Origin of the sequence: uncultured Fretibacterium sp. (assembly GCF_938040765.1) — a bacterium.
Lineage (GTDB): Bacteria > Synergistota > Synergistia > Synergistales > Aminobacteriaceae > CAJPSE01.
This window is the reverse complement of sequence record NZ_CALIAA010000255.1, coordinates 1-11,895: the sequence shown is the minus strand read 5'-3', so window position 1 is coordinate 11,895 and position 11,895 is coordinate 1. Positions and strand designations below refer to the sequence as shown.

9 protein-coding genes are annotated in these 11,895 nt (G+C 67.5%); 7 read left to right on the top strand and 2 right to left on the bottom strand.

Translation table 11 applies throughout. From position 1 onward, the window contains the following. Positions 1-153 precede the first annotated feature (153 nt). From Q0176_RS08875 to Q0176_RS08845, 7 genes are all read left to right on the top strand, one after another. Positions 154-1,305: a glycosyltransferase gene (locus tag Q0176_RS08875; RefSeq protein WP_299301727.1), complete on the top strand. Its 1,152-nt coding sequence runs from the start codon at positions 154-156 to the stop codon at positions 1,303-1,305. A 25-nt stretch (positions 1,306-1,330) separates the two neighbouring features. Continuing rightward, positions 1,331-2,320, top strand: coding sequence for a glycosyltransferase family 9 protein (locus Q0176_RS08870; protein ID WP_299301724.1), 990 nt, complete (start codon positions 1,331-1,333; stop codon positions 2,318-2,320). Beyond that, positions 2,317-3,465 (top strand): hypothetical protein, encoded by a 1,149-nt coding sequence (locus Q0176_RS08865; protein ID WP_299301721.1) that lies wholly within the window; start codon positions 2,317-2,319, stop codon positions 3,463-3,465. The genes Q0176_RS08870 and Q0176_RS08865 overlap by 4 nt, the downstream gene beginning before the upstream one ends. Positions 3,466-3,471: 6 nt before the next feature. Beyond that, on the top strand, positions 3,472-4,515 hold the full coding sequence (locus Q0176_RS08860; protein WP_299301718.1) for an NAD-dependent epimerase/dehydratase family protein: 1,044 nt from the start codon (positions 3,472-3,474) through the stop codon (positions 4,513-4,515). Positions 4,516-4,703: 188 nt separating this feature from the next. Then, positions 4,704-6,074: a glutamate--tRNA ligase gene (gltX, locus tag Q0176_RS08855; RefSeq protein WP_299301716.1), complete on the top strand. Its 1,371-nt coding sequence runs from the start codon at positions 4,704-4,706 to the stop codon at positions 6,072-6,074. Positions 6,075-6,114: 40 nt separating this feature from the next. Then, a complete protein-coding gene (glgB, locus tag Q0176_RS08850; protein WP_299301713.1) occupies positions 6,115-8,043 on the top strand; it encodes a 1,4-alpha-glucan branching protein GlgB in 1,929 nt (642 codons plus the stop codon). Between the two features lie 85 nt (positions 8,044-8,128). Then, a complete protein-coding gene (locus tag Q0176_RS08845) occupies positions 8,129-10,600 on the top strand; it encodes a DUF3536 domain-containing protein (RefSeq protein WP_299301710.1) in 2,472 nt (823 codons plus the stop codon). 109 nt (positions 10,601-10,709) lie between these two features. On the opposite strand, the gene Q0176_RS08840 is transcribed toward Q0176_RS08845, so the two are convergent. Both Q0176_RS08840 and Q0176_RS08835 read right to left on the bottom strand, forming a co-directional pair. Then, positions 10,710-10,886 carry a hypothetical protein gene (locus Q0176_RS08840; protein ID WP_299301707.1) on the bottom strand — a complete coding sequence of 59 codons (177 nt, stop codon included), beginning with the start codon at positions 10,884-10,886 and terminating at the stop codon, positions 10,710-10,712. A 274-nt stretch (positions 10,887-11,160) separates the two neighbouring features. Then, a partial coding sequence (locus Q0176_RS08835) for a hypothetical protein (protein ID WP_299301703.1) occupies positions 11,161-11,895 on the bottom strand: 735 nt, incomplete at its 5' end.

Below are 11,895 nucleotides of genomic sequence, written 5' to 3'. Positions count from 1 at the left end.
GGTCCGAGACATGAGGGGCAGATGCGCCCGATGAAGCCGGTCCGCACGGGAGCGGCTTCATCCTGTACAATAAAAGGAACGAACGGGAGCCGACGCAGGCTGCCTGAGAAATTTTTCCGCGGCCCGGGAGGCCGGGGCTAGGGAGGGCTGAACATGGAGGGGTCCCGAGTGGGCGCGGCGGGCTCGCAGAAGATCGTCCTTCTCTGCTCTGACCTCGAGGTCGGGGGCATCCAGCGCGTCGTCGTCAACCTGGCCAACGGGCTGGCGGAAAGGGGGATGGATGTCGTCTGCGCCGTCCTGCGCCGAGGAGGCGCATTCCGTCCGCTCCTCTCGCCGAGGGTCCGAGTGGACGAACTGGGCTGTACCAGCCAGCCCCTCGCCCTGCTCCACCCCGGCTCGAAGCTGGCCGCCTGCCTCGGGACCGAGGGGCCGGGGACCGTGGTCTCCTTCGGCCACATGACGAACCTCCTGGCGGCGTGGAGCAAGATATTGAGGCGCCTTCCCTTCCGCCTGGTGGCCTCGGAGCACAGCACCTTCGGCGCGCGCATGGCGAACGACGCTCCCTTTCACCGCTGGCGCCGCAGGATGCGCGCCCGGTTCCTCTACCGCCAGGCGGAGTGCTGCGTCTGCGTATCTCAGGGCACGGCGGACGACCTCGTGCGACTCGGCATCGTCCCGCCGTCAAAAATCCGGGTCGTGTACAATCCCATCGTGGACGCCTCCCTGAGGGCCGCGGCGGCCGAGCCCGTCGGGCATCCCTGGCTGCGTCCGGGGAGCGCGCCCGTCCTTCTGGCGGTTGGACGCCTGATTCCGCTCAAGGGGTACGACGATCTGCTGCGGGCCTTCCGGATGCTTACCCGGGACACGGAGGCAAGGCTCGTCCTGCTGGGGGACGGTCCGGACAGGGGGCGTCTCGAGGGCCTGGCGTCGGAACTCGGCATAGCGGAGGACGTCCACTTCGCGGGCTTCGAGCCGAACCCCTACGCCTGGATGGCGAGGGCCGACGCGCTCGTGCTCTCCTCGCGATGCGAGGGGTTCGCCAACGTCCTCGTGGAGGCCCTGGCCTGCGGCGCCAACGTCGTCTCGACGGACTGCCCCAGCGGCCCGCGGGAGATTCTGGAGGGGGGGCGATGGGGGCGGCTGGTCCCCGTCGGCGACGCGGCGGCGATGGCGGAGGCCATGCGCGGGACGCTCCGGGCCCCGCTCCCCCGAAAGACGCTCCAGACCGCGGCGGAGCGGTTCTCCGTGGAGCGCTCCGTGTCCGCCTGGCAGGACGTCCTCCTGGGCCGGACCCGGAATTCGTGACGACAGGAAAAGAGGTACTCGACCGATGAGCATCGTTCGTCCCCGGGACGGGGACAGGGTTTTGTGGATTCGTTTCAGCGCGTTCGGCGACGTGCTCCAGAGCGCGGCCTCGGCCTGCGCCTTCAAGAGGGCCTACCCCGGCGTCAGGCTGACGTTCCTGACCCGATCCGAGTACGGAGACATCCTGGGGAAACAGCCCTACATCGACGATCTCCTCTTCTGGAACGTCAGGAAGAGCCCCTGGGATTTCTTCCGGCTCCTTCGGAGCATTCGCGGACGCTACCAGTGGCTGATCAGCCTGCACCGCGGAGGCGCCGCCGCCCTGACGGCGCTCTTCAGCAAGGCCCCCATCCGGCTGGGCTACAACAGCGGCATGCAGTTCGCCTACACCACCACCCACTGGGAGTACCTGGACGCGCTGGGAGTGGATTTCACCAGCCGCCCCGAGCCCGCGATCTTCGCCGCGGAGGAGGACCTGGAGCGGGCGCGCTCCCTTCTGGCCCCGCTCCCCCCAAGGCGTCTCCTCGCGATCATCGGGGCCAGCAAACCGCAGAAGTTCTGGCCTGTCGCCCATTGGATCGAGTTTCTGCGCCCCCTGGCCGCCGGGGGATGGGGCATCGTCCTGAACGGACACGGCCCCAGGGAGGCGGAGACGGCGGGCGCGATCGAGGAGGCGCTGCGAAGCCCCTCCGTCCTGAACCTCGTGGGACGCACGCCGTTCCCCCTGATGGCGGCCGTCGCCAGGTCCTGCACGGCCGCCGTCGGGAACGACACCGGCCCGCTGCACCTCGCGGCTCTGACGGGGACCCCCACCCTGGGCTTCTTCGGCGTCACGGACGCCTGGGAGATGAACTTCCGGATGCCGTGGTTCCGGGAGGTCCGGGTGAGCTGCCCCCTGGCGGGCTGCCGGAACTACGCCTGCCCCCAGGACTGCCTGGCGGACATCACGCCGGACCGGGCGCTCGCGACCTTCGGGGAGCTGACCGGGCCGGCCGGAGAGGAGCCCAACCGGTGACGGTGGCCTCGGCGGTCCTCCTCCTGATACTGGCCGTCCTCTCCCTGAAGAGGAAAACGCCCCAGCAGCTCCTGTACTCCCTTCTCCGCGAGGCGGAGAAGGGGCTTCGGAGGATGAACGTCCGCATCCCGGGGCTGGAGCGGCGCCTGGAGGAGAACAATCCGAAGCGCGTGTTCCATTCCCCCTTCCTCAGGCTGCGCGGGGACGTCCGGCACCTCCCGACGCTCCTGAACCTCCCCACCTCCGAGGGGTCCGGGGAGGCCGCCCATCCCGACGTGCTGCACGTGCCCGGAGGATGGGGGAAGGGCGGCTGGACCTGGCTGATGGCGGCGACCCCCTATCCCATGGGGACCGACTACTTCGAGAACCCCGAGTTCTACGTCTCCCGGGACGGCCTGCGCTGGCAGGTTCCCGAGGGTCTGCGGAACCCCCTGGCCCGGGTTCCCGTCGAGCCGTCCCGCAGGGAGATCCGCAGGGAGTTCCACTCCGATCCCTCGCTGCTGCTCCACGAGGGACTGCTCCATCTCTACTACCGCTGGACCGCGGTCCTCAACACCGGCGAGACGGAGAACCGCATCCTCCTGACGACCTCCCCGGACGGCGTCGTCTGGAGCCCCCCGGAGGCGGTGCTGAGCGAACGCCTGCCGACGGGGTCGGACCGCAAGTTCCTGTCCCCCAGCGCCCTGGTCTTGGATGGGACCCGCGTGCTCTGGACCGTGGACTGCGAGGCGGGGGACCGCTTCATCGTCCGGCGCACGAGCCCCGACGGGCTCCACTGGAGCGCCCCCGTCAGAACGGAGATCGCGGCCCCCTTCCCCCTGAAGTCTCCCTGGCACCTGGACGTCTCCGGGGAGGGCGGCCGCCTTCGGCTCCTGCTGACCGCGGCCAGGGACCGCGGGGTCGACGCGGAGCTCCTGTGGGGGTGGAGCGGGGACGGCGGGCTCTCGTGGAACGTCGAGGGGAAGCCCTTCGAGCCCGGCTACTTCTTCGAGAAAAAAAGGATATACCGCTCCTCCATCGTGCCGATGGAGGACGGGACCGAAAGGCTGTACTACTCGGCCATGGCCGGGGACGGGACCTGGCACGTCGCCGCGCTGGACCTGGGCGCACCGCCGCCGTACGAAACCGGCACAGAGGGGAATTGAGACAAGATGTGCGATAAAAATGCCAAGACCGTTTCGGACGTTTATCGTTATTCGGCCCTGCTCGAGGCGTTCGGGCCGAAACTGGGGAAGCGCCGCCGCTGGCTCGTGACCGGGGCGGCGGGGTTCATCGGCTCGCATCTCGCCGAGGCGCTGCTCTCGGCGGGGCAGGAGGTCGTCGGCCTGGACGACCTCAGCGCCGGGTACCGCCGCAACCTCGTCCTGGCCCTCTCCGGAGCGGGGGAGGGTGCGGAGGCCCGGTTCCGCTTCATCGAGGGCTCCATCGCCGACCCGGAGCTCTGCCGCACGGCCTGCGAGGGCGTCGACTTCGTCCTGCACCACGCGGCCCTCGCCTCCGTCCCCCTCTCCATGGAACGGCCTCTGGCCTTCAGCGCCGTCAACACGGAGGGCTTCGTCAACGTCCTGGAGGGAGCGCGCGCGCAGGGCGTCCGGCGCGTCGTCTACGCCTCGTCCAGCGCGGTCTACGGCGACGACCCCCGGCTCCCCAAGTCCGAGGACATGCCGGGGCGCTGCCTCTCCCCCTACGCCCTGACGAAGGCGGTCAACGAGCTCTATGCGGAGCTCTGGACGCGGGCCTACGGCCTCGAGACCGTCGGGCTCCGCTACTTCAACGTCTTCGGGCCCCGGCAGGACCCCAACGGCGCCTACGCCGCCGTGATCCCGCGATGGATCGACGCCGTGAGGAGCGGAAAGGACGCGGTGATCTTCGGCGACGGGTCCGCGACGCGCGACTTCTGCTCCGTTCGCAACGTCGTCCTGGCCAACCTGCTGGCCGCGGCGGCGGAGAGTCCGGAGGCCCCGGGGCACGTCTTCAACATCGCCTGCGGGGAAAGGACGACGCTTGGCGAGCTTCTCGAGAAAATCCGCGCGATCTTCGCGCAGGGGGCCGACGTCCCCGTGCGCCGCGAGCCGCCGCGGCCGGGGGACATCCCGCACTCCCTGGCCTCCGTCGAGCGGGCGGAGAGGGTCCTGGGCTACCGGCCCCGCGTCTCCCTGGAGGAGGGGCTGAGGGAGATGGCCGGGGACGGCTAGGGAACCGGCGCGAAAGGGGCGGACCGCGCCTCTTCGGCGCCTTTGCGCTATAATGATTTGTTCCGTGAGGCTTCTTCTCCCCGGCCCCGTTCTTCCTCGAGTTTTCTGTACCCTTCATCCTTCTCGGGGCCGTTCGGGGACCGCGGGACGTACGGCCGCAAAACCATCGGCGTGGAGGACAGACGTTCATGACTTCGGCAGAGACTGCACAAAATCGTAAAGAGAAACAGGAAGTACGGGTGCGCTTCGCTCCGAGCCCCACGGGGGCGCTTCACATCGGGGGCGGGCATACCGCCCTCTTCAACTGGCTCTGGGCCCGGCACACCGGCGGGCGGTTCATCCTGCGCATCGAGGACACCGACCGGGCACGGTCGACCGCGGCCTACGAGGAGACCATCATGTCGGGCATGAACTGGCTGGGCTTGGACTGGGACGAGGGGCCCGACCGGGGCGGGGACTACGGCCCCTACCGGCAGTCCGAGCGCCTCGACCTTTACCGCGAGCACGCCGGGCGGCTCGTCGCGGAGGGCAGGGCCTACCGGGACGGGGAGGCGATCCTCTTCAAGGTCCTGCCCGGGCAGGACCTCTCCTTCGACGACGTGGTCTACGGCCGCATCGAGACCACGAGCGACGGCCTGAGGGAGAAGGACTCGGACGCCCTCAAGGACATCGTCCTCATCAAGAGCGACGGGATGCCCACCTACAACTACGCCGTCGTGATCGACGACCACCTCATGGCGATCAGCCACGTCATCCGCGGCGAGGACCACATCTCGAACACGCCCAAGCAGATCCTGCTCTACCGCGCCCTGGGCTGGGAGGTCCCGCTTTTCGCCCACCTGCCCATGATCCTGGGCAGGGACAAGAAGAAGCTGAGCAAGCGCCACGGGGCGACGAGCGTCTACGAGTTCCGGGACATGGGCTACATGCCGGACTCCGTGTTCAACTTCCTGGCGCTCCTGGGCTGGTCGGCCGGGGAGGACCGCGAGATCTTCACGCGCGGCGAGGCCGCCTCGCTCTTCGAGCTGTCTCGGGTGACCCGCAAGGCCGCGGTGTTCGACCCCGACAAGCTCAACTTCATCAATCAGGAGCACCTCAAGCGGCTCGACCCCATGGTCCGCCTCGCGATGGTCCGGCCCTTCTGGCTGGAGGCGGGGCTGCCCGTCGAGAACCACGACGACGCCTGGCTCGCCGGGGCCCTCACCCTGATGGAGGGACGGGGGCGGACGGCCCGGGAGATGGCGGAGTTCTCGGATTACTTCGTGTCCTTCGAGCCCGTGAAGGCCCGCTACTCGGCGGACGCCGTCCCGGACGACCTTCGGCCCGGCCTCAGGGACTTCTTCGGAGTCCTTCTCTCCCTGCCCGACTGGACGCCGGAGAACCTGGAGGAGGCCGCCCGACGCTGGGTCGCCGACCACGGGGTGAAGATGAAGGACTACGCGATGACGCTGCGCTTCGCCCTCACGGGGATGAAGGTCAGCCCCGGCATCTTCGAGGTCGCCGTGCATCTGGGGCGCGACGAGGTGCGGCGCAGGCTGGAGCACTATGCCCTGATCTGAAGTGTCCGGGGCGCGGAGCCCCCGGGGAAAGGAAACGGCCATGCAGAGGACCCATGCGGTGCAGTACGGCGTTTCGACCCTGTCCGACTACGACATTTTCCTGTTCAAGCAGGGGACGCACTATACCCTTTACGACAAGATGGGGGCGCAGAAGCACACCGCCGAGGACGGGACGGAGGGGATCGCCTTCTCCGTCTGGGCCCCCAACGCGCGAACGGTGAGCGTCGTCGGGGACTTCAACGGATGGGACCCCGAGGCACACCCCCTGGCCGCCCGCTGGGACGACAGCGGGATCTGGGAGGGCTTCGTCCCGGGGCTCGAGAGGTGGACGCTCTACAAGTTCCACATCCTGAACAGCCGGGGCGAGCACAAGGACAAGATGGACCCCTTCTCCCGCGCCTTCGAGGTTCCGCCCCGGACCGCCTCGGTCGTCCACTGGCCCGAGTACGAGTGGCAGGACGCCGCCTGGATGGAGGGCCGCGCCTCCGCGACCTCCCTCTCCGCGCCCTGGAGCGTCTACGAGGTGCACCTGGGCTCCTGGAAGCACCATTGGGACGACGGCCTGTCGCTCTCCTATCGGGAGCTGGCCGCGGAGCTCCCGCGCTACTGCGCGGACATGGGCTTCACCGCCGTCGAGCTGCTGCCCGTGATGGAGCACCCCTTCTACGGCTCCTGGGGGTATCAGACCCTGGGGTACTTCGCCCCCTCCAGCCGCTACGGAACCCCCGAGGACCTCATGGCCCTGATCGACGCCCTGCACCAGAGCGGGATCGCCGTGGTCCTGGACTGGGTGCCGAGCCACTTCCCGACCGACGACTTCGGCCTGGCCCGCTACGACGGCACCGCCCTCTACGAGCACGAGGACCCGCAGAAGGGCTACCATCCCGATTGGGGTAGCTACATCTTCAACTACGGCCGAAACGAGGTGCGGAGCTTCCTCATCTCGAGCGCGGCCTTCTGGCTCGACCGCTACCACGCCGACGGCCTCCGCATCGACGCCGTCGCCTCCATGCTGTACCTCGACTATTCCCGGAAGGAGGGGCAATGGCAGCCCAACGTCCACGGGGGGAGGGAGAACCTCGAGGCCATCGCCTTTCTGCGGGACCTGAACCGCGAGGTCTACGGCCGCTTCCCCGACGTGCAGACGATCGCCGAGGAGTCCACGGACTGGCCCATGGTCACCCGCCCCGTGTTCCTGGGCGGGCTGGGTTTCGGCATGAAGTGGAACATGGGCTGGATGCACGACACCCTGGCCTACATGAGCCTGGACAGCGTCTTCCGCAGCTACCACCAGAACCAGCTGACCTTCAGCATCTGGTACGCCTTCTCCGAGAACTTCATGCTGCCGCTCTCGCACGACGAGGTGGTCCACGGCAAGGGGTCCCTCATCAACAAGATGCCGGGCGACTGGTGGCAGAAGCGGGCCAACCTGCGCCTCCTGCTGGGCTACATGTGGACGCACCCCGGGAAAAAGCTGCTCTTCATGGGGGGGGAGTTCGGCCAGGGACTCGAGTGGAACCACAACACCGCGCTGGAGTGGCAGCTGCTGGAGAAGCCGGACTTCCGCGGCCTCCAGCAGTGGGTCCGGGACCTCAACGCCGTCCACAGGACCTGTCCTCCCCTGCACGAGCTGGATTTCTTGCAGGAGGGCTTCCAATGGGTCGACTGCACCGACTGGCGGCAGAGCGTCATCGCCTGGCTGCGCAGGGGAAGATGCGAGGGGGAGTTCGTCCTCTGCGTCTGCAACTTCACCCCGGTCCCCAGGGAACCCTATCGGGTCGGGGTCCCCTGCTCCGGCCATTGGCGGGAGATCCTGAACAGCGACGCCTCCGTCTACGGAGGAAGCGGCATGGGCAACGCGGGGGGAATGGAGGCCGAGCCCGTTTCCTGCCACGGATACCCCCAATCGCTGCTCCTGACCCTGCCCCCGCTCTCGATCGTCGTCTTTCACCTCAAGACCCCGGACTAAGGCCCGGACGAACATCAAAAAAGGAAAGCCGGGGGAATCCCGTATCCTTCTGCCTCTTACCGCAATGTGAAGGGAGTTTTTTCGCATGTCCCGCTACGTCTGTATCCACGGACACTTCTACCAGCCGCCGAGGGAGAACCCCTGGCTCGAGGCCGTCGAACTGCAGGAGTCGGCCGCTCCCTGGCACGACTGGAACGCCCGGATCGCAGCCGAGTGCTACAGCCGAAACGCCGCGTCCCGAATCCTCGATGCCGATGGGAACATCGCCAAAATCTGCAACAACTACTCGCGGATCAGCTTCAACGTGGGGCCGACCCTCCTCTCCTGGATGGAGGAACGGGAACCCCGCTGCTACCGCGCGATCCTGGAGGCGGACGCCCTGGGTCGGAAGCGCTTCTCCGGGCACGGCCCTGCGATGGCGCAGGTCTACAACCACATCATCATGCCCCTGGCCACCCGCCGCGACAAGAGGACCCAGGTCGTCTGGGGAATCGAGGACTTCAAAAGGCGCTTCGGGCGCGCCCCCGAGGGGATGTGGCTGGCCGAGACCGCCGTGGACACGGAGACCCTGGAGGTCCTGGCGGAGAACGGCATCCGGTTCACCGTCCTGGCCCCCAAGCAGGCCGCCGAGGTCCGTCCCCTCGGGGAGGGCGTCTGGCGCGACGTGAGGGGGGAGCGGGTGGACACCCGCTGCGCCTATCGCTGCGACCTTCCCTCCGGCCAAAGCATCGCGCTGTTCTTCTACGACGGCCGACTCTCCCAGGAGATCGCCTTCGGCGGGCTTCTGAACAACGGGGAGAACTTCGCCCATCGCCTGATCGACGCCCCGGCGGACTCGAACCTCCCGGTGCTCTCCCACGTCGCGACGGACGGGGAGTCCTACGGGCACCATCACGACCACGGGGACATGGCCCTGGCCTACTGCCTGGAGACGCTGGACCGCTCCCGGGAGGCCCAGCTCACCGTCTACGGCGAGTTCCTGGCGCTCTTTCCCCCGGAACACGCCGTGCGGATCGTCGAGAACTCCTCCTGGAGCTGCGCCCACGGCGTGGAGCGCTGGCGGGGGGACTGCGGCTGCAACGCGGGGACGCCGGGGTTCCACCAGAGGTGGCGCGGTCCCCTGAGGGAGGCCCTGGATGCCCTGAGGGACTCGCTGGCCGACATCTTCGAGCGCGAGGGCCGGGGGCTCCTCCCCGACCCCTGGGGCGCCCGGGACGCCTATATCGCCGTCATCTCCGACCGCTCGCCCGAGAACGTGGAGCGCTGGCTCGCGCAGCATGCCGCGCGGCCCCTCGGCCCCGCGGAGCGCACGCGGGCCCTCTCCCTGATGGAGATGCAGCGCGCCGCCCTGCTGATGTACACGAGCTGCGGCTGGTTCTTCGACGACATCTCCCGCATCGAGACGGTGCAGATCCTCCGCTACGCGGCCCGCGCCATCGAGCTGGCGAAGGACCTCTCCGGGCGGGACTGCGCCCCCGAGTTCCTGAGGATGCTGGGGAGGGCCCCCAGCAACATCCCCGAGCTCGGGAACGGCGCGCGGGTCTACGAGCTGCTGGTCCGGCCCGCCCGGCTCACGAAGGCCCAGCTGGCCGCGCACTACGGGATCACGTCGCTCTTCCCGGGCTTCGCGCCCGCCTTCTCCGAGGGATGCTGGCGCTTCTCCGGGACCGCCTCCGTCCCGGAAAAAGCCTCGCGTTCGGGAAAAGCCTCAATTTCGGGAAAAATCTCGCCCCCAGAAGAGTCCCCGGCGCAGGGGGCCGCGGGCTCCTGCACCTTCTCGGCCGGGACGGTCCGGGTCCGCTCCGCGGTCACGGAGGAGGAGGAGACCTTCCTCTTCGCCGCCAACTATCGGGGCGGCACCTCCATCCTCTGCGGGGTCGCCCCCGAGCGGGAGGTCCGGGAGGTGACGGCCGGGGAGGCGGACGCCCTGCGCGAACTCTTCGCCGGGTCCGACGAGAGGGGATTGGTCGGGCGCTTCGGGCACAGCCTGTTCTCCCTGCGCCATATCTTGGCCGACGCCCAGCGCGGGGTCCTGGACAAGCTGCTGCGGCAGGACGTCGCCCGGATCGAGGAGAGCGTTCATTCCATCGTCCGCAGCTACGACTCGCTCCTGGACTACCTGACGACCCTGGAGATGCGGCCGCCCCGGATCATCGCCTCGGCCGCCGAGGTCGCCCTGACATCGAACATCGTCCACGCCCTGGAGCACGACGTTCCCGACGTCGCGCACCTCCGCGGGCAGCTTCGCCTCGCGGCGCGGTGGAGGACGGCGCTCGACGTTCCCCGCATCGGCTTCGCCGTCTCCCAATGGCTGAACCGGCGGATGGAGCGGCTCTGCGGCGACCCCGGGGACACCGCCGCGGCGGACGGGATCTGCGCGATGCTCGTCCTCTTCGTCGACGAACACCAATGGCGCCTCAGCCTCTACCGGGCACAGAACCTGTTCTTCGAGGTGCTGGAGGCACACCGGAAGTCCGCCCTCCCCTCCGAAGCGCGGGAGGCGCTGCGCCGCCTGGGGCGGCGGCTCCGGTTCTCGGAGGCCATGCTGAAGCCCTGAGCCCCAATCCCTCCCCCTTCGACACGCAGGGCCGCCCCCACCCCAAGGACGGGAGCGGCCCTTTTTCGGCCCATATTTCGGCTATGCCGTCAGGCCATGGGGATGAAGGTCAGATCCCGACCCGTGCCGACTCCAGGCGTTCGATCACCGGATCGTTCATCAGCCCCCGGTTGCGCCGGGCGTATTCCAGGGCGGTCCTCCCCGAGTCGTCGACGATGGATGGGTCCGCTCCGCCCGCAGCGGATCCAGCCCCGTCGTCCGGCCGAACCGCTCCCCCGCGGTCCATCGCGATGAGGTTGTCCGAGCCGCGGGTTAAGCAGGCGGGCAGCTCTTCGGGGTGCCGGGCCCCGAACGCCGTACCGATACGGCAACGCCGTAAGCCTTCGGTCCGTTGCCCGTTGCCGCGCTGTCGAGTCAAGTAAACCGTATCACGGACGGACGTTCCGAGACGGATTGAGGCTACGCATGCCGCCTCGTTGCCAGGAGTCCCGAACGCCCTTCTTCTGTCGAGTTATCGGAATTTTAAGGCTCCCCAGTCCTATTGCGTTCGACTGTTTCGGTCAGGCAGGTGTTAAGTCGGAGCATTGTATTATCCTTGCGCAGCACACTACCTTCTCGGGCCAGAAATCCTCCAGTCCACAGACTTTTCCCTCGTCAGTCTCCAAGTCGCACACGCCGCTCTCTATCGCCAACCTTCGAAGTTTCGCGTAATATCGTGCACCTGCCGCGTTCAAGAACAGCCCATACTCGTTAAAACGCATTTTCTTCCTGATGCGTATCCTATGTGCTCGCAGTTCGGGTTCAATTTGCTTAAACCTTGCCCGCTCTTCCTCCAGGATAGAATAGGCATTATCATCATAAAGGTAAGACTGCCCCACCACGCCAATACAGTCAAACCCCATGGGGACGACCCGACGGGGCTCCACATCGAACCCCTTTAAATCCGCGTAAAAATTCTTCAGGTCATCCCCCAGAAAGCAGACCTCCGCATCCATCCCCAGATTCCGGCAATGCCGGAGATACCTGAGGGTAAAGGGCCAATCCGGCACGACCTCAAGGGCGCTGCAGCTCACAATACATTTAGCCCACCTCTCCTGCGCCTCCTGAGAAAGAGCCCGAGACAAAGCATCCTCCTCCGTGTCCAAAGGCCAGCTTGATGTGTCTCGGGCCATACCACGATAGGGCGAATTATCGTCTTGGGCAGGGACTGTCCTTTCAAAAACCGCAAATCCATTCCTCTCCATGACAGGACGGTGATCGTAAATGCCTATCACCTCTTTATTTTTGATAGAATC

Excerpts from the sequence above, each read along its gene's own strand:
- glgB (WP_299301713.1), top strand. The coding sequence starts at position 6,115 with ATGCAGAGGACCCATGCGGTGCAGTACGGCGTTTCGACCCTGTCCGAC.
- Q0176_RS08845 (WP_299301710.1), top strand. The coding sequence starts at position 8,129 with ATGTCCCGCTACGTCTGTATCCACGGACACTTCTACCAGCCGCCGAGG.
- gltX (WP_299301716.1), top strand. The coding sequence starts at position 4,704 with ATGACTTCGGCAGAGACTGCACAAAATCGTAAAGAGAAACAGGAAGTA.
- Q0176_RS08860 (WP_299301718.1), top strand. The coding sequence starts at position 3,472 with ATGTGCGATAAAAATGCCAAGACCGTTTCGGACGTTTATCGTTATTCG.
- Q0176_RS08870 (WP_299301724.1), top strand. The coding sequence starts at position 1,331 with ATGAGCATCGTTCGTCCCCGGGACGGGGACAGGGTTTTGTGGATTCGT.
- Q0176_RS08875 (WP_299301727.1), top strand. The coding sequence starts at position 154 with ATGGAGGGGTCCCGAGTGGGCGCGGCGGGCTCGCAGAAGATCGTCCTT.
- Q0176_RS08840 (WP_299301707.1), bottom strand. The coding sequence starts at position 10,886 with ATGGACCGCGGGGGAGCGGTTCGGCCGGACGACGGGGCTGGATCCGCT.